24 protein-coding genes are annotated in these 22701 nt (G+C 69.8%); 2 read left to right on the top strand and 22 right to left on the bottom strand.

Annotated features, from left to right (window positions below; genetic code table 11):
• Window positions 1-48: 48 nt before the first annotated feature.
• The 11 genes from coaBC to pyrR all read right to left on the bottom strand — a co-directional run bounded on the left by coaBC (window position 49) and on the right by pyrR (window position 11206).
• Window positions 49-1269, bottom strand: coding sequence for a bifunctional phosphopantothenoylcysteine decarboxylase/phosphopantothenate--cysteine ligase CoaBC (gene coaBC / locus SD37_RS14770; RefSeq protein ID WP_044850388.1), 1221 nt, complete (start codon window positions 1267-1269; stop codon window positions 49-51).
• On the bottom strand, window positions 1262-1528 hold the full coding sequence (gene rpoZ, locus SD37_RS14765) for a DNA-directed RNA polymerase subunit omega (protein ID WP_037320858.1): 267 nt from the start codon (window positions 1526-1528) through the stop codon (window positions 1262-1264). The genes coaBC and rpoZ overlap by 8 nt, the downstream gene beginning before the upstream one ends.
• Window positions 1525-2181, bottom strand: a complete 657-nt coding sequence (gene gmk / locus SD37_RS14760) for a guanylate kinase (protein ID WP_065912835.1) — start codon at window positions 2179-2181, stop codon at window positions 1525-1527. The genes rpoZ and gmk overlap by 4 nt, the downstream gene beginning before the upstream one ends.
• A complete protein-coding gene (gene mihF / locus SD37_RS14755; protein ID WP_003096398.1) occupies window positions 2178-2495 on the bottom strand; it encodes an integration host factor, actinobacterial type in 318 nt (105 codons plus the stop codon). Before mihF ends, gmk begins: the two co-directional genes overlap by 4 nt.
• Before the next feature lie 107 nt (window positions 2496-2602).
• Window positions 2603-3442: an orotidine-5'-phosphate decarboxylase gene (gene pyrF / locus SD37_RS14750; RefSeq protein WP_044850390.1), complete on the bottom strand. Its 840-nt coding sequence runs from the start codon at window positions 3440-3442 to the stop codon at window positions 2603-2605.
• Window positions 3439-6753, bottom strand: a complete 3315-nt coding sequence (gene carB / locus SD37_RS14745) for a carbamoyl-phosphate synthase large subunit (protein ID WP_044850391.1) — start codon at window positions 6751-6753, stop codon at window positions 3439-3441. The genes pyrF and carB overlap by 4 nt, the downstream gene beginning before the upstream one ends.
• Window positions 6753-7886 carry a glutamine-hydrolyzing carbamoyl-phosphate synthase small subunit gene (gene carA, locus SD37_RS14740; protein ID WP_044850392.1) on the bottom strand — a complete coding sequence of 378 codons (1134 nt, stop codon included), beginning with the start codon at window positions 7884-7886 and terminating at the stop codon, window positions 6753-6755. The genes carB and carA overlap by 1 nt, the downstream gene beginning before the upstream one ends.
• Window positions 7886-8395, bottom strand: coding sequence for a PH-like domain-containing protein (locus SD37_RS14735; protein WP_044850393.1), 510 nt, complete (start codon window positions 8393-8395; stop codon window positions 7886-7888). Before SD37_RS14735 ends, carA begins: the two co-directional genes overlap by 1 nt.
• The gene (locus SD37_RS14730) at window positions 8392-9684 is read right to left on the bottom strand and encodes a dihydroorotase (RefSeq protein ID WP_044850394.1); all 1293 of its coding nucleotides are present in this window, start codon (window positions 9682-9684) and stop codon (window positions 8392-8394) included. The genes SD37_RS14735 and SD37_RS14730 overlap by 4 nt, the downstream gene beginning before the upstream one ends.
• Complete coding sequence (locus tag SD37_RS14725; protein ID WP_044850395.1) at window positions 9681-10613, bottom strand: aspartate carbamoyltransferase catalytic subunit; 933 nt, start codon at window positions 10611-10613, stop codon at window positions 9681-9683. The genes SD37_RS14730 and SD37_RS14725 overlap by 4 nt, the downstream gene beginning before the upstream one ends.
• The gene (gene pyrR, locus SD37_RS14720; RefSeq protein WP_016333099.1) at window positions 10610-11206 is read right to left on the bottom strand and encodes a bifunctional pyr operon transcriptional regulator/uracil phosphoribosyltransferase PyrR; all 597 of its coding nucleotides are present in this window, start codon (window positions 11204-11206) and stop codon (window positions 10610-10612) included. The genes SD37_RS14725 and pyrR overlap by 4 nt, the downstream gene beginning before the upstream one ends.
• A gap of 260 nt (window positions 11207-11466) precedes the next feature.
• Here pyrR and bldD point away from each other — a divergent pair, with 260 nt between their 5' ends.
• Window positions 11467-11955, top strand: coding sequence for a transcriptional regulator BldD (gene bldD / locus SD37_RS14715; RefSeq protein ID WP_003096372.1), 489 nt, complete (start codon window positions 11467-11469; stop codon window positions 11953-11955).
• Between the two features lie 110 nt (window positions 11956-12065).
• Here bldD and nusB read toward each other — a convergent pair whose 3' ends face one another.
• Genes nusB through SD37_RS14700 form a run of 3 tightly spaced genes read right to left on the bottom strand, consistent with a single transcriptional unit; the run spans window position 12066 to window position 14223 of the window.
• Window positions 12066-12530, bottom strand: a complete 465-nt coding sequence (gene nusB, locus SD37_RS14710) for a transcription antitermination factor NusB (RefSeq protein ID WP_044850396.1) — start codon at window positions 12528-12530, stop codon at window positions 12066-12068.
• Window positions 12530-13093, bottom strand: a complete 564-nt coding sequence (gene efp, locus SD37_RS14705) for an elongation factor P (protein ID WP_037320836.1) — start codon at window positions 13091-13093, stop codon at window positions 12530-12532. Before efp ends, nusB begins: the two co-directional genes overlap by 1 nt.
• Window positions 13094-13131: 38 nt before the next feature.
• On the bottom strand, window positions 13132-14223 hold the full coding sequence (locus SD37_RS14700; protein ID WP_044850397.1) for a M24 family metallopeptidase: 1092 nt from the start codon (window positions 14221-14223) through the stop codon (window positions 13132-13134).
• Window positions 14224-14750: 527 nt separating this feature from the next.
• Between SD37_RS14700 and SD37_RS14695 the strand changes: the two genes are divergently transcribed.
• A complete protein-coding gene (locus tag SD37_RS14695) occupies window positions 14751-15191 on the top strand; it encodes a B-4DMT family transporter (protein WP_044850398.1) in 441 nt (146 codons plus the stop codon).
• Here SD37_RS14695 and SD37_RS14690 read toward each other — a convergent pair.
• The 8 genes from SD37_RS14690 to SD37_RS14655 are packed head-to-tail and all read right to left on the bottom strand — an operon-like array spanning window position 15146 to window position 21940.
• A complete protein-coding gene (locus tag SD37_RS14690) occupies window positions 15146-16630 on the bottom strand; it encodes a glycoside hydrolase family protein (protein WP_044850399.1) in 1485 nt (494 codons plus the stop codon). The two genes, SD37_RS14695 and SD37_RS14690, sit on opposite strands and share 46 nt — an antisense overlap.
• Window positions 16631-16690: 60 nt before the next feature.
• The gene (locus tag SD37_RS14685; protein WP_044850400.1) at window positions 16691-17617 is read right to left on the bottom strand and encodes a GNAT family N-acetyltransferase; all 927 of its coding nucleotides are present in this window, start codon (window positions 17615-17617) and stop codon (window positions 16691-16693) included.
• Window positions 17614-18045 carry a type II 3-dehydroquinate dehydratase gene (gene aroQ / locus SD37_RS14680; RefSeq protein WP_044850401.1) on the bottom strand — a complete coding sequence of 144 codons (432 nt, stop codon included), beginning with the start codon at window positions 18043-18045 and terminating at the stop codon, window positions 17614-17616. Before aroQ ends, SD37_RS14685 begins: the two co-directional genes overlap by 4 nt.
• Entirely contained in the window at window positions 18042-19151 is a 1110-nt protein-coding gene (gene aroB, locus SD37_RS14675; protein WP_044850402.1) for a 3-dehydroquinate synthase, read from the bottom strand. The genes aroQ and aroB overlap by 4 nt, the downstream gene beginning before the upstream one ends.
• Before the next feature lie 8 nt (window positions 19152-19159).
• Window positions 19160-19582, bottom strand: coding sequence for a hypothetical protein (locus SD37_RS14670; RefSeq protein WP_044850403.1), 423 nt, complete (start codon window positions 19580-19582; stop codon window positions 19160-19162).
• Window positions 19579-20103, bottom strand: a complete 525-nt coding sequence (locus SD37_RS14665; RefSeq protein WP_083254966.1) for a shikimate kinase — start codon at window positions 20101-20103, stop codon at window positions 19579-19581. Before SD37_RS14665 ends, SD37_RS14670 begins: the two co-directional genes overlap by 4 nt.
• Window positions 20100-21287 carry a chorismate synthase gene (aroC, locus tag SD37_RS14660; RefSeq protein ID WP_044850404.1) on the bottom strand — a complete coding sequence of 396 codons (1188 nt, stop codon included), beginning with the start codon at window positions 21285-21287 and terminating at the stop codon, window positions 20100-20102. The genes SD37_RS14665 and aroC overlap by 4 nt, the downstream gene beginning before the upstream one ends.
• Window positions 21288-21334: 47 nt before the next feature.
• Complete coding sequence (locus SD37_RS14655; protein WP_236725367.1) at window positions 21335-21940, bottom strand: prepilin peptidase; 606 nt, start codon at window positions 21938-21940, stop codon at window positions 21335-21337.
• Window positions 21941-22701 lie beyond the last annotated feature (761 nt).

Below are 22701 nucleotides of genomic sequence, written 5' to 3'. Positions count from 1 at the left end.
CACCCCTTAGCTTGAACTCAAGCGTACTGACTATCGTTCGAGGGTCGGTCAACGCTTCATCAAGGTCACAACGGCGTCCCACAATGTGGACGCCAGCTCGGCCTTCGCGCCGAGCGGGATCGGGATCTCGGTCCCGTCCGCGCCGAGCAGCCAGCCCGAGTTGTCCTCGGTCCCGAACGCCTTTCCCTCACCGACGGCGTTCACCACCAGCAAGTCAGCACCCTTGCGCTTCAATTTGACCCTGGCGTGATCGAGTACGCCACCCCTGTCGTCACCTGTTTCCGCGGCGAAGCCCACGACCAGCTGGCCTTCTGCCCGGTTGCGCACCAGTTCGGCCAGGATGTCGGCGTTGCGCGACAGTTCGACGACGGGGTCCGGCGTGTCGTCGGACTTCTTGATCTTGTGCTCGGCCCGGTTCGACGGCCGGAAGTCGGCGACGGCGGCGGCCATCACGACGACGTCGGCGGAGGCGGCCTCGGCATGCATCGCCTGGCGCATCTCCTCGGCGGTGGACACGTGGACGACCTTCGCGCCCGCCGGTTCCGGGAGCGCGATGGTGTGCGCGGCGACCAGCGTGACCTCGGCACCGCGCTGGGCGGCGACCCTGGCCAGCGCGTAGCCCTGTTTGCCCGACGAGCGGTTCCCCAGGTACCGGACCGGGTCCAGCGGTTCACGGGTACCACCGGCCGAAATCGCCACGTGCACGCCTTCGAGGTCGCGCGGGAGGGCGTCCGGCACGGCGAGCAGGAGCCGGGCGAGGTCGACGATCTCGGCCGGATCGGCCAGGCGCCCCTTGCCGGTGTCGGCCCCGGTGAGCCTGCCCGCGGCGGGTTCGGCGACGACCAGGCCCCGCGAACGCAGCAGCGCCACGTTGTCACGGGTGGCCGGGTGCTCCCACATCTCGGTGTGCATCGCCGGGAAGAAGGCGACGGGGCACCGGGCGGTGAGCAGGGTGTTCGTCAGCAGGTCGTCCGCGATGCCGTGCGCGGCCTTGGCGAGCAGGTTCGCCGTGGCGGGCACGACGATCACCAGGTCGGCTTCCTTGCCGACGCGGACGTGCTGGACTTCGGGCACTTCGGTGAACACGCCGGTGTGCACCGGGTTCCCCGAGAGTGCCTCGAAGGTGGCCGCGCCGACGAAGTTCAGCGCGGCTTCGGTGGGGACCACGCGGACGTCGTGACCGGATTCGGTCAGTCCGCGCAGGACCTCACAGGCCTTGTAAGCGGCGATCCCGCCGCCTACGCCCAGAACGACCTTGGGTTTACTCACCCTCGGTGTGCTCGAGCAGGCCACCGTGGATCTCGCGCAGGGCGATGGACAGCGGCTTCTCGCGCGGACCCGGCTCGACCAGCGGGCCGACGTACTCCAGCAGGCCCTCGCCCAGCTGGGCGTAGTAGTCGTTGATCTGACGAGCGCGCTTGGCCGCGTAGATCGCCAACGCGTACTTCGAGCTGACCTTTTCGAGCAGGTCGTCGATGGGCGGGTTGGTGATGCCTTCGAGTTCTTCGTTCAGGATGGCCTGGGTCACTCGTGGTGCTCCGAATCTTCAAAGTTCTGGTCGCCGGTTATCAAGTTTAGCAACTGCTCGGCGGCGTCCCGCACGTCGGCGTTGACGACGCGCTCGTCGAACTCGCCGGCGGCGGCCAGTTCGCGTTCGGCCTCCGCCAGCCTGGCCTGCACGGCCGCCTGGTTCTCGGTGCCGCGGCCGGTCAGCCTGCCGACCAGTTCGTCCCACGACGGCGGCATCAGCATCACCAGCCGGGCCTCCGGCATCGCCTTGCGGACCTGCCGCGCGCCCTGGAGTTCGATCTCCAGAACCGCGTTGCGCCCGGCCGCCAGAGCCCGCTCGACGGGCTCACGGGGCGTGCCGTAGCAGTTGCCGGTGAACTCGGCGTGCTCCAGCAGCCTGCCGTCGGCGACCATGCGGTCGAACTCGGCTCGGTCGATGAAGTGGTAGTGCTCGCCGTCGACCTCACCCGGCCTCGGCTCGCGGGTGGTGACCGAGACGCTGAAATAGATCTCCGGATCCAGCTTGCGCAGCTCCCCCACCACGCTCGACTTCCCGACTCCCGAAGGCCCCGATACGACCGTGAGCCGGTGCCGGGAAAAAACTCCCGCCACCGGCTCACCGCCGCGGTCAGCGCCCGGGTTCACCGGGTGGTCCTGACCGTCGCCGCTCACTCGCCGCTGAATTCGGCCAGCAGCGCCTTGCGCTGCCGGTCGCCGAGGCCGCGAAGACGACGGCTGGGTGCGATCTCCAGTCGTTCCATGGTCTGCTGGGCACGGACCTTGCCGACGCCCGGAAGAGCCTCGAGCAGAGCCGAGACCTTCATCTTGCCGAGGACTTCGTTCTCCTCGGCCTGCTTCAACACGTCGACCAGAGTGGTACCGCCCCGCTTCAGCCGCTCCTTCAGCTCAGCACGGATGCGGCGGGCGGCGGCGGCCTTCTCCAGCGCCGCAGCGCGCTGTTCCTCTGTCAGCTGGGGAAGTGCCACGTTTTCCTCCGGTAGTTCTCAAATCTGGGTGGGTGTGGCGACGGTACCCACCCGTTACCTCGGCCCACAATGCGGGGGTGGCTGGTCATGACCGATTCCCGGGCCTGCTATTGGCCGTTTTCCAGGGGACCGAGGGAATCCCGTGTCCGCCGAACGGCCGCACGCAACGCCTCGGGGTCCGGTCCGTGCTTGAGGACGTCGCGGGACGACGCCGGGAGCACGCCCGGCAGTCCCGGCCCGAAAAGCGCCCGCAAATCGGCCACAGTGGCTCCCTGGGCCCCGAAACCGGGTGCCAGGACGGGACCGTTCAGCCGGCTCAGATCGAGCTCTCCCGGCGCGATGGTGGCCCCGACGACGACGCCGATGTCACCCAGAGGGCTTTGGTCGGCATTAAAGCCACCCGCCGTGTCGACGATGTCCTGTGCGACGGTCTTTCCGTTGGGCAGCAAGGCGTTCTGCAGTCCCTGCGCCTCCGGGTTGGAGGTGCGCGCGAGGACGAACAGGCCTTTGCCCTCCGCCCGCGCGACGTCGATCGCGGGTGACAGCGACCCGAAGCCGAGGTACGGCGACACGGTGATGGCGTCGGCTTCCAGCTCCGCGCCGGACGGCAGGAACGCCGCCGTGTACGCCGCCATCGTCGAACCGATGTCGCCGCGTTTGACGTCCAGCAGGACGAGCGCGCCCGCTTCCCGGCACACCTTCATCGTCTTGGCCAGAACAGCGACCCCAGGAGGCCCGTAGGCCTCGAAAAAGGCCGACTGGGGCTTGATCACCGCGACCTCGGGCGCGATCGCCTCAGCGGCCGTGAGAGCGAACTTCTCCAGGCCCGCCGCGTCCGCCGGGAGACCCCACGCCTGGAGCAACCCCGGATGGGGGTCGATCCCGGCGCAGAGCGGTCCCTTCTCCGCGACCGCCCGCGCCAGCCTCGTCCCGAACCGTTCGGTCATGCCTTGGCCTTCAGCGCCGCCTGCAGGCTCTGCAGCGACCGCACGCCGATGTCGCCCTTGATGACGGCCTCTATCCCGTGCACGGCCGCCGCGGCGCCCTGCACCGTGGTGATGCACGGGATGTCCCGCGACACCGCGGCGGTGCGGATCTCGTAGCCGTCGATGCGCGGACCGCTGTTGCCGTACGGGGTGTTGATCACCATCTGCACCTCGCCGCTGAGGATGACGTCCACGACGTTCTGCTCCCCTTCGGCCGAACCTTCGTAGTGCTTGCGCACGACGGTGCAGGCGATCCCGTTGCGCCGCAACACTTCCGCGGTACCGGAGGTGGCGAGGATCTCGAAGCCGAGATCCGCCAGCCGCTTCACCGGGAACACCAGCGAACGCTTGTCGCGGTTGGCGACGGAGACGAACACCTTGCCCGAGGTCGGCAGCGAACCGTAGGCACCGGCCTGCGACTTGGCGAACGCCTTGCCGAAGGACACGTCGACGCCCATGACCTCGCCGGTGGACTTCATCTCCGGGCCGAGCAGCGAGTCGACCCCGTGGCCCTCGGGGGTGCGGAAGCGGTGGAACGGCAGGACCGCCTCCTTGACGGCGACCGGCGAATCGGCGGGCATGTGGCCCCCGTCGCCTTCGGCGGGCAGCACGCCGCTCTCGCGGAGGTCCTTGATCGACGAGCCGGTCATGATCAGCGCCGCGGCCTTCGCCAGCGGCACCGCGGTGGCCTTGGACACGAACGGCACCGTCCGCGAGGCGCGCGGGTTGGCCTCCAGCACGTAGAGGACGTCGTCCTTGAGCGCGTACTGGACGTTCAGCAGCCCGCGGACGCCGACGCCGCGCGCGATGGCCTCGGTCGACCGGCGCACCGTCTCGATGTCGGTCCGGCCCAGTGTGATCGGCGGCAGCGCGCACGAGGAGTCACCGGAGTGGATCCCGGCCTCCTCGATGTGCTCCATGACGCCGCCGAGGAAGAGCTCGTCGCCGTCGAACAGCGCGTCGACGTCGATCTCGATGGCGTCGTCGAGGAACCGGTCCACCAGCACCGGGTGCTCAGGGGTGACCTCGGTGGCGCGGTGGATGTAGCCGGCGAGGGACTCCTCGTCGTAGACGATCTCCATCCCGCGTCCGCCGAGCACGTACGACGGCCGCACCAGGACCGGGTAGCCGATCTTGTCGGCGATCCGCTTCGCGCCCTCGAACGAGGTCGCCGTGCCGTACTTCGGCGCGGGCAGCCCGGCGTCGGTGAGGACCTCGCCGAACGCGCCGCGGTCCTCGGCGAGGTGGATCGCGTCCGGGGAGGTGCCGATCACCGGGACACCGGCGTCGGCGAGGCGCTTCGCGAGCGAAAGCGGGGTCTGGCCGCCCAGCTGCACGATGACCCCGGCGACGGTGCCCGACTCCTGCTCGGCGTTGACCACTTCCAGGACGTCCTCGAACGACAGCGGCTCGAAGTAGAGCCTGTCCGAGGTGTCGTAGTCGGTGGAGACGGTCTCGGGGTTGCAGTTGACCATGACCGCTTCGAAACCGGCCTCGCGCAAGGCGATCGCGGCGTGCACGCACGAGTAGTCGAACTCGATGCCCTGCCCGATGCGGTTCGGCCCGGAGCCGAGGATGAGCACCTTCGGCTTGTCGGTCTGCGCGGTGATCTCCGACTGCGCGGCGGGATCGGTCTCGTAGGCCGAGTAGTGGTACGGCGTCTTGGCCGCGAACTCGGCCGCGCAGGTGTCGACGGTCTTGTACACCGGCCGCACGCCGAGACGGCGGCGCAGCGCGCGGACGCCGTCCTCGCCTGCCAGTTCCGGCCGCAGCGCGGCGATCTGGCGGTCGGAGAGTCCGGTGCGCTTGGCGCGGCGCAGCAGCGGCTCGTCGAGCACCTGCGCGTCGCGGACCTCGGCACCGACCTCGCCGATGAGGGCGATCTGGTCGATGAACCACGGGTCGATGCCCGAGGCCTCGTGGATCTCCTCGACCGTGGCGCCGAACCGCAGCGCCCGCTCGACCTCGTAGATCCGCCCGTCGTGCGGCGTGCGCAAAGCGTCCAAAATGGACTCCTTGGTCGCGCCTTCGGGATCGGGGCGGGTCCAGAAGCCGGTGGCCTTGGTGTCGATGGACCGCAGTGCCTTGCCGAGCGCCTCGGGGAAGCTGCGGCCGAACGACATCGCCTCGCCGACGCTCTTCATCGTCGTGGTCAGCGTCGGGTCCGCGCCGGGGAACTTCTCGAAGGCGAACCGCGGCACCTTCACCACGACGTAGTCCAGCGTCGGCTCGAAGGCCGCCGGGGTCTCGCCGGTGATGTCGTTGCGGATCTCGTCGAGCGTGTAGCCGATGGCGAGTTTCGCGGCGATCTTGGCGATCGGGAACCCGGTCGCCTTCGACGCCAGCGCACTGGAGCGCGAGACGCGCGGGTTCATCTCGATGACGACCATGCGGCCGTCGGCCGGGTTGATCGCGAACTGGATGTTGCAGCCGCCGGTGTCGACGCCGACCTCGCGCAGCACCGCGATACCGACGTCGCGCATGTGCTGGTACTCGCGGTCGGTCAGGGTCATCGCGGGCGCGACGGTGACCGAGTCGCCGGTGTGCACGCCCATCGCGTCGATGTTCTCGATCGAGCAGACGACCACCACGTTGTCGTGCCGGTCGCGCATGAGCTCGAGTTCGAACTCCTTCCAGCCGAGGACGCTCTCCTCGATGAGCACCTCGGTGACCGGCGACTCGGTGAGCCCGGTGGAGGCGAGGCGCTCCAGTTCGGCGTCGGTGTGCGCCATGCCCGAGCCGAGCCCGCCCATGGTGAACGACGGCCGGATGACCACCGGGAGGCCGACCTCGGCGACGGTCGCGCGGACCTCGTCCATGTCGTGGCAGACCCGCGAGCGGGGCACCTCGGCACCGATCGTGCGGACGATGTCCTTGAACTTCTGCCGGTCCTCGCCGCGTTGGATGGCCTCGACGTCGGCGCCGATCAGTTCGACGCCGTACTTCTCGAGCACACCGCGCTCGTGCAGGGCGACCGCGCAGTTCAGCGCCGTCTGCCCGCCGAGGGTCGCGAGGATCGCGTCGGGGCGCTCCTCGGCGATGACCTTCTCGACGAATTCCGGCGTGACCGGCTCGATGTAGGTGGCGTCGGCGAACTCGGGGTCGGTCATGATCGTCGCCGGGTTCGAGTTCACCAGCGAAACCCGCAGGCCCTCTTCGCGGAGGACGCGGCAGGCCTGGGTGCCGGAGTAGTCGAACTCGGCGGCCTGCCCGATCACGATCGGCCCGGAGCCGATGACCAGCACGTGCTGGATGTCTGTCCTCTTCGGCATTACTTGGCCTTCTCCATCAAAGCGGCGAACTCATCGAACAGGGGGGCTGCGTCGTGCGGACCGGCGGCGGCCTCGGGGTGGTACTGCACCGAGAACGCGGGGACGTCGAACGCGCGGACACCTTCGACGGTGTCGTCGTTCGGGCAGTAGTGCGAGATCTGCGCGGCGCCGAACGGCGTCTCGAACCGCTGACCCGGCTCGCCTTCGAGGGCGAAACCGTGGTTCTGCGCGGTGATCGCGACCCGTTTGGTCGCCACGTCGATCACCGGGATGTTGATCCCGCGGTGGCCGTAGCGCATCTTGTAGGTGCCCAGTCCCAGCGCGCGGCCGAGGATCTGGTTGCCGAAGCAGATGCCGAACAGCGGGATTTCCCGCTGCAGCACCGCTTTCGTCAGCTCCGTCGCGTGCGCGGTGGTCGCCGGGTCGCCGGGACCGTTGGAGAGGAAGACACCGTCCGCCTCGACCGCGAGCAGTTCGTCCACAGTGGACGAGGAGGGCAGCACGTGCACCTCGATGCCGCGCGCGGCCATCATGCGCGGGGTGTTGGACTTGATGCCCAGGTCCAGCGCGGCGACGCGGAAGCGGGTCTCCCCCTGCGCCTTGACCACGTACGCCTGCTTCGTGGTGACCTCGCCGGCGAGGTCGGCGCCCTTCATCTGCGGGCTGGCCTTCACCTCGGCGAGCATCTCCTCGTCGGTGCCGAGCGCGTCACCCGAGAAGACGCCGGAACGCATGGCGCCCTGCTCGCGCAGGTGCCGGGTCAGCGTGCGAGTGTCCACTTCGGAAATCCCGACGACGCCCTGGCGTTCCAGTTCCTCGTCCAGCGTGCGCTTGGCGCGCCAGTTGGACGGCGTGCGCGCCGGGTCGCGGACGACGTACCCCGAGACCCAGATACGCGAAGACTCGTCGTCCTCGTCGTTCCAGCCGGTGTTGCCGATCTGCGGCGCGGTCTGGACCACGATCTGGCGGTGATAGGAGGGGTCGGTCAGCGTCTCCTGGTAGCCGGTCATGCCGGTGCAGAACACCGCCTCGCCCAAGCTGCGGCCACGGGCGCCGTACGCGGAGCCGCGGAAGATCCGGCCGTCTTCGAGTACCAGCGCGGCAGGCGCACGGGTGCCGTTCAGGGTGCTCATCAGGCACCTCCCTTGATGTCGTTGCGGGTGTCTTGCAAAGCTTCGATCCACTGTGGATAGTCGTCGACGTCGTCGCCGCGGAATCCGGTGTCCAGTTCGACGTCCCCGGCGAGCCAGGTGATGACGAGCAGCGCGTCGATGCCCATCACCTTCCCGGCCATTCCCTTGTCCTTGCGGACGCCGGTGATCGCCGGCCGCGGGATCCAGAAGTCCGGGGCGCCGCCGCGTTCGATGGCGACGCCGTCTTCGTGCAGCCGCCACACCGCGCCGGTGCGCAGGCCGGCGCCGCGGGTGACCACGCGGTCCTGCCAGTGCCCCGCCGTCGTCGTGCTGACGTAGAGACCGGTCGATTCGAGCAACGCCGCACCGGGGTCGGCCGGGATCTCGGCGAACGGCGGCACCTGGACGCTCTGGGTCCGCGACTTGCGCCGCCAGCCGCGCCACATCAGGAAGACGCAGAGCAGGAAGAAGGCGAAGACCGCCAGGGTCAGCAGGATCCGGTCGCTCATGATGCGATCTTCCCTTCCCGTGCGGTGATCCGCCCGCGCAGCAACGTCGCCGTCACCACGCCGGGGAGCCGCATTCCTTCGTACGGGGTGTTCGCCGCGATGCTCGCGAACTCGGCGCCCCGTACGGTCCATTCGGTGTCCGGGTCGACCAGCGTCAGGTTGGCCGGTTCGCCGACCTCGATCGGACGGCCGTGGTCGGACAGGTTCCCGATCTCGGCGGGCCGCTCGCTCATCACGCGCGCCACGCCCCGCCAGTCCAGCAGGCCGGTGCGGACCATGGTCTCGACCACGATCGACAGCGCGGTCTGGAGACCGAGCATGCCGGGCCGGGCGGAACTCCACTCGCAGTCCTTGTCCTGGACCGCGTGCGGCGCGTGATCGGTGGCGACGCAGTCGATGACACCCTCGGCCAGCGCGGCGCGCAGCTTCTCGGCGTCGGATTCCGTGCGCAGCGGCGGGTTGACCTTGTTGACCGGATCGTAGGTCGACAGCCGCTCGTCGGTCAGCAGCAGATGGTGCGGGGTGACCTCGGCCGAGACCTTGGTGCCGCGCTCCTTGGCCCATTTCAGGATGTCGGCCGTGCCCGAGGTCGACACGTGGCAGACGTGCAGCCGGGCGTTCGCGTGCTCGGCGAGCAGGCAGTCACGGGCGACGATCGACTCCTCCGCCGACGCGGGCCAGCCGGTGTAGCCGAGGCGCGCGGCGCGTTCGCCTTCGTGCGCCTGGGCGCCGACGGTCAGCCTGGGCTCCTCGGCGTGCTGCGCGATGACGACGCCGAGCGAGGTCGAGTACTCCAGCGCGCGGCGCATCAGCAGCGGATCCGCGACGCAGAGGCCGTCGTCGGAGAAGACCTTCACCCGGGCCTCGGATTTCGCCATGGTGCCCAGTTCGGCGAGCTTCTCGCCCTTGAGCCCCACGGTGACCGCGCCGACCGGATGCACGTCGACGAGTCCGGCCTCCTGGCCGCGCCGCCACACGTGGTCGACGATCACCGCGTTGTCGGCCACCGGATCGGTGTTGGCCATGGCGAACACCGCGGTGTAGCCGCCGAGCGCGGCCGCGGCCGAACCGGTGGCGATCGTCTCGGTGTCCTCGCGGCCGGGTTCGCGCAGGTGGGTGTGCAGGTCGACGAAACCGGGGAGCAGTACCTGGCCGCCCGCCTCGATGACTTCGGCGTCGTCCGGGGTGTCGAGGGACCCGATGTCCGTGATGACGCCGTCCTCGACGAGCACGTCGACCGGATCGCCCTCGCCGTAGGGTCGGGCGCCCTTGATCAGGACGATGGTCACGCGGTGGCTCCTTCGCTGGCGAGCAGGTGGTAGAGGACCGCCATGCGCACGTGGACGCCGTTGCGGACCTGTTCGGTGATGGCCGAGGCCGGGGAATCGGCGACCGCCGAGGCGATCTCCATCCCGCGCAGCATCGGACCGGGGTGCAGGACGACGGCGTGCTCGGGCAGCAGCTTCATCCGCCGTTCGTTGAGGCCGTAGGCGATCGAGTACTCACGGGCCGAAGGGAAGAAGCCCCCGTGCATACGTTCGGCCTGTACCCGCAGCATCATGACCGCGTCGAGCGCGGGCAGTTCGGCGTCGAGTTCGTGCGACACCGTGACCGGCAGGCTCTCCACGCCCGCGGGCAGCAGCGTCGGCGGCGCGACGAGCACCACTTCCGCGCCCAGCGAGGACAGCAGGTGGATGTTCGACCGCGCGACCCGGCTGTGCAGGACGTCGCCGACGATCCCGATGCGGCGGCCCTCCAGCGAGCCCAGCCGCTCCCGCAGCGTCGCCGCGTCGAGCAGCGCCTGAGTCGGATGCTCGTGCGTGCCGTCGCCTGCGTTGACGACCGCCGTCCCCGCCTCGGCGAGCCAGCCCGAAAGCCGCTGCGCCGCCCCGGAAGCGGGGTGCCGGATGATCACGCAGTCGGCGCCGGCCGCGGCGAGCGTCAACGCGGTGTCCCGCAGCGATTCGCCCTTGTTGACCGAGGAACTGGACGCGGAGACGTTGATCACGTCGGCGCTCATCCACTTCCCGGCGATCTCGAACGAGACGCGGGTGCGGGTCGAGTTCTCGTAGAACAGTGTGATGACGGTGCGGCCCCGCAACGTCGGGAGCTTGCGGACCTCGCGGCCCAGCAGGGTGTGCTTGAGCTCTTCGGCGGTGTCCAGCACGGCTGTCGCGAGCGCCGGGTCGAGCCCGTCGGTGGCGAGCAGGTGCTTCACGATCGGTCTCCTTCTGGTTGCGCACGCAGCAGAACGGTGTCCCGTCCGTCCACTTCGGACAGCAGGACCTCGATCCCCTCGGCACGCGAGGTGGGCACGTTCTTGCCCACGTAGTCGGCGCGGATCGGCAGTTCGCGGTGACCGCGGTCGACCAGCACGGCCAGCTGGACCGCGCGCGGGCGGCCGTGATCGCGCAGGGCGTCGAGGGCGGCGCGGATGGTGCGGCCGGAGAACAGCACGTCGTCGACCAGGATCACCACCGCGTCGTCGATCCCGGTCGGCGGCAGCTGCGAATGCTCGAGCGCGCGGGGCGGGCGGCGGCGGAGATCATCGCGATAGAGCGTGATGTCCAGCGCGCCTGTCGGCGGACGGATGCCGGAGAACTCGGCGATCTTGTCCGCGAGCCGCAGGGCGAGCGGGGTACCCCGGGTGGGGATGCCCAGCAACACGGGTGGAGTCGAGCCCCCGGCACCGAGAGCGGTCTTCTCGATGACCTGATGGGCCATTCGGGCGATCGTGCGCGCGACATCGCCGGACGAGAGCAGCTCACGCTCTCCCGCCGGTTCCGCCGCGCCACGTGGACGTGACGACAAGGCGGACCTCCTTCCCCGCCTCTCTGGACGGGTCCTTAAAGGACGTCGACTTCCTGCGTGGCGAGGAAATCGAGTCGACACTAGCAGGAGCGGGAGCTCATTCTTACGGGTGGCGCGCCCCAGGTGACGAAGACCTCGCGAAAGCACCCGCTTGACCTGGTGACAACTATGCGTAACCATTACTCTGAGTATTCGACTCTAGGAGTCCCCTGGACCGGTCATCCCGACCGGTTGGGGGTGAGGAAACGGAGAACCACCAGATGGGCGATTACGCCAAGGCGCTCGGGGCCAAGCTCCGCGGGATCCGCCAGCAGCAGGGCCTGTCCCTGCACGGGGTCGAGCAGAAGTCCGGAGGCCGGTGGAAGGCCGTCGTCGTCGGTTCGTACGAGCGCGGCGACCGCGCCGTCACCGTGCAGAAGCTCGCCGAACTCGCCGATTTCTACGGTGTGCCGGTGGTCGAGCTGCTGCCGGAGGGACGGGTGCCGTCGGGCGCCGAGCCCGCCACGAAGATCGTCATCAACCTGGAGCGGCTCCAACAGCTCCCCGCCGAGAAGGTCGGGCCACTCGCCCGCTACGCGGCCACCATCCAGAGCCAGCGCGGCGACTACAACGGCAAGGTGCTCTCCATCCGCACCGAGGACCTGCGCTCCCTCGCGATCATCTACGACATGACCCCCGGCGAGCTCACCGAGCAGCTGATCGACTGGGGTGTGCTGCCGCCGGAAGCTCGACCGTCCAAAGAGGACTGAACGTGGCGACGTTTTCGGTCCGGGGGGACCGGAAACGCCAGACGGCACCACCGAGCACGAGAACGGGCCGTGCCCTCGGCAGAGGACACGGCCCGTTGTAGTACGTCTTTCTAGAGAACGGCCCTGAGCCTGTCGGCGATGGTGCCGATGCGGCCGAGCACGCCGTTCACGAACCGCGGCGAATCGTCGGTCGACAGCTCCTTCGCCAGCCCGACGGCCTCATCGATCGCGACCGGGTCCGGCACGTCCTCGGCCCACAGCAGCTCGTAGACGCCGACCCGCAGCACCGCGAGATCCACCGGCGGCATCCGGTCCAGCGTCCAGCCCTGAGCGTGCTCGGACAGCAGCTCGTCGATCTGCGCCTTGCGTCCGGTGACCCCCTCGACCAGCGAGATCGTGTAGTCCCCGATCGGGTCGACCTCGACCGAACCGACGCGGTCCGCCAGCAGCATCACCGCGTCGGCGCCGCGCTGGGCGGCCTCGTACATCATCTCGACGGCACGCTTGCGGGCCTGGCGACGGCTGATCGGCCCGCCGCGGTTCGGGGACTTGCCGGATTTACCTGAGTCGGCCATCAGCTGGAGACGCGGCCCAGGTAGCGGCCGTCACGGGTGTCGACCTTGATCTTCTCGCCGGTGGTGAGGAACAGCGGCACCTGGATCTCGGCGCCGGTCTCCAGGGTGGCGGGCTTGGTGCCACCGGTGGAGCGGTCACCCTGCAGGCCGGGGTCGGTGTGCTGGACGAGCAGCTCGACCGAGGTCGGCAGCTCGATGTACAGCGGGACACCCTCGTGCACCGCGACCTGGACCTCGGTGTTCTCGAGCAGGTAGTTCGCGTTGTCGCCGACGGTCTCGGCCAGCACGGTGATCTGGTCGTAGGTCTCCGAGTCCATGAACACGAAGTCCTGACCTTCCTTGTACAGGTAGGTCATGTTCCGGCGGTCGACGGTGGCCGTATCGACCTTCGTGCCCGCGTTGAAGGTCTTGTCGACGACCTTCCCGGTCAGCACGTGCTTGAGCGTGGTGCGGACGAACGCGCCGCCCTTGCCCGGCTTGACGTGCTGGAACGCGGTGACGGTCCACAGCTGGCCGTCGAGGTTGAGGACGAGCCCGTTCTTCAGGTCGTTGGTGGTGGCCACGAGTGTGCAGTCTCCTGTGTCGATCTTCCGGGCCGCCGTCAGACGACCACGAGTTCCTTGGTGCTCAGTGTGAGGAGTTCGGGCGTACCTTCCCGCACGACCAGCGTGTCCTCGATGCGCACGCCACCGCGGCCGGGCAGATACACACCAGGCTCGACGGTGACCGCCATACCGGCGGTCAGTGTACCGACGCCCGTGGTAGCGAGACTGGGCGCCTCGTGCACCTGCAGTCCGACGCCGTGGCCGAGGCCGTGACCGAACTCGTCGCCGCGTCCCGCGTCGACGATGACACCGCGGGCCGCTTTGTCCACTTCGGACACCTTGGCGCCCGGGAAGACGGCGTCGCAGCCCGCCGCCTGCGCGCGCTGGACCAGCTCGTAGACCTCCTCCTGCCACGCCGCGGGCTTGCCGAGCACGAAGGTACGGGTCATGTCGGAGTGGTAGCCGTCGACCGTCGCGCCGAAGTCGATCTTGACGAAGTCGCCGGTCGCGAGCACGGCCGAGGTCGGCCGGTGGTGCGGGATCGCGGAGTTGGCGCCCGCCGCGACGATCGTGTCGAACGACGGCCCGGTCGACCCGTGGCCGAGCATGCGGTTCTCCAGGTCGCGGGCGACGTCCAGCTCGGTACGGCCCGGCCGCAGCCCGCCGGCGGAGACCAGGTCCTCCAGCGCCCTGTCGGCCGCCGCGCACGCCTGACGCAGCGCCTCGATCTCCTGCTCGTCCTTGACCAGCCGCAGCTGCTCGACGAGCCCCGGCGTCCTGACCAGCTCGACACGGTCGAAGCGCACCTTGAGGTCCTCGTGCTGCTCGACGCTGACGTGCTGGCTCTCGAACCCGGTCTTGCCGAGTTTCTTCTCCGCCGCGAGGTCGGCCAGCTTCGCCGCGCTCGCGCGGTCCAGCACCCGTTCGAGGTCGGGCACTTCCGTCGCCGACTGGACCGTGTAGCGGCCGTCGGTGCAGAAGATCGTCTTGTCGTCGCCGCCCTCGTGGACGAGGAGAGCGGCGTTGGACCCGGTGAAGCCGGTCAGGTACCTGATGTTGAGCAGGTCGGTGACCAGCAGCGCGTCCACCCCGGAGTCGGCCAGCAGGGAACGCAGCGCCGCGCGGCGGCGAGAGAAGTATTCACGCACGTGATGGAGTTTAGGGGGTGGGCGCGGTACTGGCGGCCCGCTGCCGGACGGGGCGGTCCGTGAAGGCCTCCTTAGGCGCTCGTGTTCGCTGACCTACTGGTGTGGCCGGGAGCGGAGGGTTCGGGACGGTGAACGTCTCGAGCCCTCCACTTCTCTCCTCGTTGATGAAGGATCTGGGACGTTGAACGTCCCAGATCCTTCAGCGACAGCACCCTGTTTCGTCTCCGCGCCGGGTGGACTTGTGTTGCCATCCGCGCAGGTCGAACGCAGGTAAACAAATCAGCGGTCACCTTGAGGGGCTCGTATTTGTTTACGCACTGGCGTGGGTCGCCGGCTCGGTTGCGGAATCACCACCCGCGTGCAGCCGCGTGAAGGCCCCCTTCACGCGGCTGAGCCGAGGGAAAGGGCTTCACGCGCAGAGGACAGGGGTCCAGTGCATTCAGAGGACTGAATGCGTGGGGGCGGGCGGGTCGCTACTGGCGAGTTAAACTCCCCCAATGGCACCGTGGCTGACTCGTGGACTCGTGATGGCGCTGCTGCACGGCGTGGCCGTCACCGTGCTGGCCAAGTACGAGGTCTTCAACCCCACCGACAAGACCCTCGTCACCTCGCTCGCCCTCGCCGTCCTCGTCGGTGCGGCGGCGGGCTGGAGCGCCGTGGACGCCTGGCAGGGCAAACCCGAGCGCGGCAGGAACTGGTTCATCGCGGCGCTGATCGCAGGCCCGGTCTCGGGTGTGCTGTACGTGATCGGCCGCGCGGTCTTCGTCGATCAGACCGGCGTCTCCGAACTCGGCGGCGCGCTCACCGGCGGCGCCGCCTTCTCGGCCCTGCTGGTGCTCATCCCGGCCGGGCTCGGCCTGTTCGTCGGCGGCCGGATCGCCAAACCCGCCCCGGAAGACGAGGAAGACGACGAGGCCGAAGTTCAGCCCGCGAGCGAGAAACCGGCCGGGAAGCCGTCCCAGGCCTGATCGCTGATCTCCTCGACGGTCGAATCGTTCAGCGCCGCCGCCCCGGCGTCGGGCACGGCGAACAGCTTGCCGTCGAGCACCACCGCGACCCCCCGGCCGGGCGCGCGCACCATCTTCGCCCCGGCGCTCAGGCGCGCGGCCTGCGGGAACTTCTCGACCACCTTGAGCCGCTGGTCCACCACCTCGCCCGCGAGCGCGGCCGCCACCGAGCGCCGGTCGACCCGCACCAGCCGCCCGTCGGCCACCAGGTCGATCGTCCGCTGCGGCGAAGGCATCGCGACCCCTTCGAACGCCGTGCGGATCCGGGCGTCGCCGTCGCAGGCCCGCGAACCGCGGACGTCCAGGCCGAAATGCCTGAGGTCGGTCGGCGCCCCCGCGCCGCCGACGATCGTGGCGCGGACGACGTCGAACGGGACCCGGTCGCAGACGTCGCCCGAGGAGAGCGGTGCGTGCCCGTCGGGTCGCCGGACCAGGCCGGGCCCCTCCTTCCAGGCGCCGGGGATGAGCACCGGCCGGTACGGCTGCGCGGTGAAGTCCCTGGTCCAGAAGGTGAGCGTGGTGCCGGTGTCGGTCTCGTGCGCGATCACGAAGGCGTCGAGCGCGCCGACCCACATCAGGTCGGTGCTGAAGCCGTCGACCAGGGAACGGGTGCGCGGCGAGATCGTGCTGGGCTTCGCCACGAAGCCCTGCTCCCCCAGCGTCTCCACGCCCTGGGAGAAGGCCGCGTCCTTGGCGCGCAGCAGGAACTGCCCGGCACCGTTCCAGCCGGCGGCCTTGGCCGTGGTGTCGGTGAAGAGCACGTAGAACCAGCCGTCGAGGTACACCGCCGAGGGCTGGCCCGCGCCGTAGACGTTGGCGCGGTGCACGTCGTGCGACGGCCCGATGATCGGCCGCCCGCCCGCGGCACGGGTCCAGGTGAGGCCGTCCGGGCTGGTGGCGAGCCCGATCGAGTTGCCGAGGGCGTGATCGCCCGCCGCGCCCGTGTAATACATGTAGTAGGTGGAGCCGACCTTGATCACCGACGGATCGCAGGTGTGCATCCCGTCGAAGCCGCCGGGAGCGCCGGAGAACACCGCGGCCGGGCCGCCACCGGACGGGCCGGTGAACGGGCCGTCGAGCGACGGCGACTGCGCGTAGAGGATGTCGTCACCGGCCGGCTGGGCGCTGCCGTACTGGCTGCACCACCACATCCGTAGCTTGCCGCCGTCCCGCATCACGGTCGGGCCGTAGTTGTAGACCGCGTCCTGATCACCCGCGGCGACCACGGCGCCGCTCTGGCGCGGATCGCCCGTGGCGAGTTCGACGTCCATCGGCCGGGGCTTCTCCCCCGGCGTCTGCTGGGCCCCGCCGATCCCGCCGCCCTTGCCATCGGCCTGGGACTGGGCGTGGCCGTCACTGCACGCCACGAGAACCGCGCCGGCCGCTAGGACGGCCACCACGACACGGGCGGGTCGCCGACCCCCACGAAAAAGGCGCATGATGGCCGAGTGTAGCGAGACTTAACCCGGCCGGGTGACGTCGCTCCCCTGTTGTGCGACCAACTCCACCTCGAAGCCGTCGGCGTTTTCGAGGTACGCGGCGTAGTGGCGATCACCGCCCGCATACGGATACTTCTCCGCGAACATCGGCGACCAGCCGTGGTCGACGGCCTTCGCGGCGAGTTCGTCCACCCGATCGGGGGACTCGACGTGCAGCGCGAGGTGGTTCAGGCCCGGTTTGGTCCGCTCGTGCTTCTCGCCGCTGAGCGCGGGAGAGCACTCGACGACCAGATACGTCGTGCCGTGCTTCCAGCTGACCCCGGCGGGCCAGCGCTGGAACTCCCGCCAGCCGAGTTCGCCGAGCAGCCAGCCCCAGCTCTCCTCGGCGCGCGCGAGATCCGGTACCCACAGTTCGAGGTGGTGCGGTTTGCCGTGCTCCGACGGCAGTGCGACGAAGACCCGGTGCGGCCCGCTGCCGTAGTGATCACCACCACCGACGTCGAGGAAACCCAAGCGCCGCACCAGATTCTGACTGGCCACATTGGACTCGCCGACCAGTGCCCACACCGACGGCAGGCCGAGCCCGGTGAGCCCGTGCGCCAGCAGCGCGCCCGCGGCCTCGGTCGCCAGGCCCTGTCCGCCGTGCGCCCGCGAGAGGTAGTAGCCGATCTCCGGAACCCGGCCGGGCAGCTCCTCCGACGGCCGCAGATGGGCGAGGCCGATCACCTCGCCGCCCCGCTCGATCACCCAATGCCCCATCCCCGCGGGGCCGTCGTAGGACAGGCGCCGGTCCACCATGGCGCGGACCTGGGACGGCTCGGTGAGCGATACGGCGAAATGCGCGCTCATCGCCGGGTCGGCGAAGAGCGCGACGACCGCCTCGGTGTCGGCCTCGGTCAGCGCCCGTAGGCGAAGCCGCGCGGTGACCAGCTCTGGTGGGTTGTTCATACCGCGTTCGCGGCCATCCAGCGCAGGGCGAGCGGGTAGCCGTCGACGCCGAGCCCGGCGATGACCGCGGTGGCGATGTCCGACAGCACGCTGTGGTGCCGGAACTGCTCGCGCCGGTGCACGTTGGAGATGTGCAGTTCGATCAGTGGCGCCTTGAGCTGGGCGGCGGCGTCGCGGACCGCGATCGAGTAGTGCGTCCACGCGGCGGCGTTGAGCACCACCGGCCAGTCCGCGTCGGCGGCCTCGTGCAACCAGCCGACCATCTCGCCCTCGTGGTCGGTCTGGCGGACCTCGACGTCGATCCCGAGTTCCTTGCCGGTGTCGACGCAGGACGTGACCAGGTCGGCGTGCGTGGCCGAACCGTAGATACCCGGTTCGCGCAGCCCGAGCCTGCCGAGATTCGGACCGTTGAGGACGAGCACCTTCACAGCAGTACGCTCCCGCCGGGCTTGGGTGCCTCGCCCGCCACCACCGAGTACGCCGCCGCGAGCAGCGACGGGTCGGGGCCTTCCAGCCTGCCGGGCTTGGCGAGCCCGTCGAGGACGACGAAGCGCAGCACACCCGAACGGGTCTTCTTGTCGCCCTTCATCGTTTCCAGCAGGTGCGGGAGCGCGTCCGGGTCGTAAGTGGTCGGCAGGCCCAGCAGCTTGAGGACGGCGGCGTGGCGATCGGCGGTGGCGTCGTCGAGACGGCCGGCCAGGCGCGCGAGCTCGGCGGCGAACACCAGTCCGACGCTCACCGCGGCGCCATGACGCCACCGGTACTTTTCGCGGCGCTCGATGGCGTGTCCGAGCGTGTGGCCGTAGTTGAGGATCTCGCGCAGATTCGACTCGCGCAGATCCGCGGCGACGACGTCGGCCTTGACCTGGGTCGAGCGGCGGACCAGCTCGCCCAGGACCTCGCCGGTGGAATCGAGCGCGGCGGCCGGATCCTGCTCGACGAGTTCGAGGATGCGCGGATCCGCGATGAACCCGGTCTTGACGACCTCGGCCATCCCGGCGACGAGTTCGTTGGGCGGCAACGTCTCCAGCGTCGCGAGGTCGACGAGGACCGCGCTCGGCTCGTGGAAGACGCCGACCAGGTTCTTGCCCGCCTCGGTGTTGATGCCGGTCTTCCCGCCGACGGCGGCGTCGACCATGCCCAGCAGCGTGGTGGGCACGTTGACCAGGCGTACGCCGCGCATCCAGGTCGCGGCGACGAAACCGGCGAGGTCGGTCACGGCGCCGCCGCCGAGGCCGACGACCACGCCTTGACGGTCGAGGCCGATCCGGCCGAGCACCTCCCAGCAGAAGCTGGCGACGGTGAGCGCCTTGCCGTCCTCGGCGTCGGGGATCTCGACCCGGTGCGCGTCGATCCCGGCCGCGGCCAGCTCGTCGCGGATGGCCTCCGCGGTGGTGGTGAGCGTCGGCGGGTGGATCAGCGCGACCTTGGACGCGTCGGCGAGCTGCTCGGTGAGTTCACCCAGCAGGCCCCGGCCGATGACGACGTCGTAGGGCTTGGCGGTGTTGACGGTGATGCGGACCGGCTCGGTCATCGTGTCCCTCACTTCGGCGGAAGCCGCTTGGCCCTGGCGACCTCGCAGGTGATCTTGCCCTTGACCGGGGTGTCGCCCGGGATCTCTTCGGTCACCTTCTGGCCAGGCGTCATGCGGTTCTTGGCGAACAGCGCTTCCCCGGAGTCCTTGCCTTCGGCGTCCTTGATCGCGATGGTGACGGCGTAGCGCGCGTCCTCGCCCGTGCTGTTGGTGACCTCGATGGTGACCTTCGGGGTGTAGCTGTTGCTGTCGCATTTGGTGACCTTGACGTCGGCGGCGACGTCCGCCTCCGGCGCGGCGGAGGCCGGAGCCGAGCTGGCCGCCGCGCCGGTCTGGACGACGTCGGCACCGGCGGGCTGCTTCTCGTCGCCGCACGCGGTCAGGGTGAGGGCCACGACGGCGAGGAGGACGCCGGCGGTGGTGCGCTTCATGCTCGTTCCTTGCTGTTCTCGGTCAGCCCGGCGACGGCGGCCTCGACGACCTCGGCGGGCGTACGGTGGTCGGTCTCGATCTCGATGGTGGCCACTTCGCGGTACACCGGCAGGCGGGCGTCGAGAAGGGCCTTGTAGGTGGCGCGGGGGTTCACCCCGGCCAGCAGCGGGCGCGCGGCCGACAGCCCGGCGCGCTGGACTCCCGCGGCCATCCCGACGTTGAGGAAGACCACGGTGTGCCCGGCCAGCCGCTCCCGGGTGCCCGGTGTGATCGGCGCTCCCCCGCCGAGGGAGAGGACGCCGTCGTGTTCGGCCAGTGCCTTGGCGACGACCTCCTCCTCCAGCGCGCGGAAGGCCGGCTCGCCCTCCTCGGCGAAGATGTCGGTGATGGGCTTGCCCGCCCGGGCGACGATGTCGTCGTCGCTGTCGCGGAAGGCCACGCCTAGTGCGGCGGCGAGCGCCGGGCCGACCGTGCTCTTGCCCGAGCCCGGCGGTCCGATGATCACCGCGCGAGGGGTCACCAGCGCTCCTCGAGCGCTTTCAGGTAGGCCTCGGCGTTGCGCTTGCCCTCGGCCAGCGAGTCGCCGCCGAACTTCTCCAGCGCGGCGTCGGCGAGGATCAGCGCGACCACCGATTCCAGCACGACCCCGGCGCGGGGTACCGCGCAGACGTCGGAGCGCTGGTGGATGGCGACCGCGGGTTCGCCGGTGGTGACATCCACAGTGGACAGTGCTTTGGGGACGGTCGAAATCGGCTTCATGGCGACGCGCACGCGCAGCGGCTCGCCGTTGGTGATGCCGCCTTCGAGCCCGCCCGCGCGGTTGGACCGGCGGGTCACCCCGACCGGGCCGGTGCCGCGGTCGATCTCGTCGTGGGCCTGGCTGCCCCAGCGCGTGGCCGTGGTGAAGCCGTCGCCGACCTCCACGCCCTTCATCGCCTGCACGCCCATGAGCGCGCCGGCGAGGCGGGCGTCGAGCCTGCGGTCCCAGTGCACGTGCGAGCCGAGGCCCGGCGGCAGCCCGTAGGCGATCACCTCGATGACGCCGCCGACGGTGTCACCCGCCTTCCGCACGGCGTCGACCTCGGCGACCATGGCGTCGGTCCCCTCCTGGCCGAACGCCCGGACCGGGCTCTCGTCGATCGCGGGCAGATCGGACGGCACGGGGAGCGGGCCTTCCGGCGCCGAGGCGCCGCCGATCGACACGACGTGGCTGAGGATCTCGACCCCGAGCAGCTGCTTGAGGTACGCGCGGGCGACCGTGCCGAGCGCGGTCCGGGACGCGGTCTCGCGGGCACTCGCGCGTTCCAGCACCGGACGGGCCTCGGGGAAGCCGTACTTCTGCATGCCGGGCAGGTCGGCGTGGCCGGGCCGGGGCCGGGTCAGCGGCTCGTTGCGCGCCAGGCCCGCCAGCTCCTCGGCGGGCACGGGATCGGCCGACATGACCTTCTCCCACTTCGGCCACTCGGCGTTCTCGATCTGGATGGCGACGGGGCCACCCTGCGTGAGCCCGTGCCGGACCCCGCCGGTGAACACGATGTGGTCGGTCTCGAAGCCCATCCGGGGACTGCGGCCGAAACCGAGCCTCCTTCGCGCGAGCTGCTCGCCCACCTCGGCGGTCGTGACCTCGACCCCGGCGGGCATCCCTTCCAGGATGGCGGCGAGGGCGGGTCCGTGCGATTCCCCTGCGGTTATCCAGCGCAACACCTGACAGATCCTGTCACAGCCTCCTCTCCGTCCCAGGACAGGCCGGGCTATCCCGGACCAGGTCCGGCGAAGACGGCGAGCGCCCACGCCGCGACCAGGAGACCAGGCCCATGCGGCACCGTGGGATGCCGGGGGCCGCCCACCGCGAGTGCCACACTCAGTAGCGCCGCGGCGACCGCGCCGAGGACGACCGACGGCCAGCCCGTCGCGGCGAGGATCGCTCCGAGGCTCCCGGCGAGCTTCACGTCACCGGCGCCGAGCGAACGGGGTGACAGCGCGTGGACGAGTGCGTGCGCGCCGCCGAAGAGCATCCCGCCCAGCACGGCCCGCCAGGCGAGGGCCGCTCCTCCCCCGTACGCGGCGATCGCCAGGGCGAGGGCCAGCGCCGGATACGCGGGCAAGGTCAGGATGTCGGGCAGGCGGCGGTACTTGAGGTCGGCGACCGCCAGCGGGACCGCGAAGACGGTCAGCAAGGCGGGGACGGCCAGCCACCAGACCGGCCATGCCCCGTCCTGGCCGCGGAGGCAGACCGCGACGAGCAGGGCCGCCGTGAGCGCGGCCGTCCATACCGGGACCGGTGCTCCCGCCCGGCGGAGGCAGGAGTGGGTGACGAGCGCCGATCCGGCGCCCGCCACCGCGAAGGCGATCGGCATGAACACAAGATCAAGAGTCCGCCTCGGTGGTGCGCTGAGGCAAGAACTTCTTTTCGTGACAGGGACTTTCACGCACTTCCGGCAGGTCGGCGGCCGACGCGTTCAGCCGACTTGAATGCGTTTAGCCGGCTAAATGCGCTGCGGGAGGCGAAGGCCGCGCTGCTCCAGGCTCGCGTCTCCCGTGGGTCGTGAGTGGTAATGACGGTTATTGAGAGGTAAGGCAAATATGGCGTGCCCCGCCGCGGGACCGGATTGGCTGACGGAAGCCAGCCTCGACCCCAGCTGTCCACAAGAGACCCCTGTCCGGCCCCAGGTGTCCAATTTGAGTAGTTTGCGCGGTTTTGGGATGGGGTCGTGAGTGATAAGTAGCGTTCTAACGCTCTTTATCACTCACGACCTCCTTCGAAACCATACTTCTAGGCATCGATCGGACACCGAGTCGCTGGTGACTATCCCTTGTGGACAGACATGGGACGCGCCCTGCCCCACTTGTGGCCTTCACAGCTGCGAGCCGATCGCGCCATGTTTGGCTTATCTCTCAATAGAACCACCATTGCCACTCACGAGGCTGGGCCAGCTCAAGTCCAGTGCTTTGGGCTCGCACAGGCGGATACCGGGATCGACGATGAAGGAATCTGGACACTCAACGTCCCGATTCCTTCATCGTCACGACGTACTCCCGTCCACGCCCCCTCGAACCCGGCGGCCGAAACCTCAAGCGGGGAAGATTCCGGACGCCCAACGGCCGCGGTCCTCCCCGC

The sequence above is a fragment of the Amycolatopsis orientalis genome, from assembly GCF_000943515.2.
GTDB classification, from domain to species: Bacteria; Actinomycetota; Actinomycetes; order Mycobacteriales; family Pseudonocardiaceae; genus Amycolatopsis; species Amycolatopsis orientalis.
The sequence above is the reverse complement of the archived record's forward strand: the minus strand, read 5'-3'. Positions and strand labels throughout refer to the sequence as shown.

Excerpts from the sequence above, each read along its gene's own strand:
- SD37_RS14670 (WP_044850403.1), bottom strand. The coding sequence starts at position 19,582 with ATGAAGCGCACCACCGCCGGCGTCCTCCTCGCCGTCGTGGCCCTCACC.
- pyrF (WP_044850390.1), bottom strand. The coding sequence starts at position 3,442 with ATGACCGAACGGTTCGGGACGAGGCTGGCGCGGGCGGTCGCGGAGAAG.
- SD37_RS14735 (WP_044850393.1), bottom strand. The coding sequence starts at position 8,395 with ATGAGCGACCGGATCCTGCTGACCCTGGCGGTCTTCGCCTTCTTCCTG.
- SD37_RS14655 (WP_236725367.1), bottom strand. The coding sequence starts at position 21,940 with ATGCCGATCGCCTTCGCGGTGGCGGGCGCCGGATCGGCGCTCGTCACC.
- SD37_RS14695 (WP_044850398.1), top strand. The coding sequence starts at position 14,751 with ATGGCGCTGCTGCACGGCGTGGCCGTCACCGTGCTGGCCAAGTACGAG.
- carA (WP_044850392.1), bottom strand. The coding sequence starts at position 7,886 with ATGAGCACCCTGAACGGCACCCGTGCGCCTGCCGCGCTGGTACTCGAA.
- bldD (WP_003096372.1), top strand. The coding sequence starts at position 11,467 with ATGGGCGATTACGCCAAGGCGCTCGGGGCCAAGCTCCGCGGGATCCGC.
- aroB (WP_044850402.1), bottom strand. The coding sequence starts at position 19,151 with ATGACCGAGCCGGTCCGCATCACCGTCAACACCGCCAAGCCCTACGAC.
- SD37_RS14685 (WP_044850400.1), bottom strand. The coding sequence starts at position 17,617 with ATGAACAACCCACCAGAGCTGGTCACCGCGCGGCTTCGCCTACGGGCG.
- nusB (WP_044850396.1), bottom strand. The coding sequence starts at position 12,530 with ATGGCCGACTCAGGTAAATCCGGCAAGTCCCCGAACCGCGGCGGGCCG.
- carB (WP_044850391.1), bottom strand. The coding sequence starts at position 6,753 with ATGCCGAAGAGGACAGACATCCAGCACGTGCTGGTCATCGGCTCCGGG.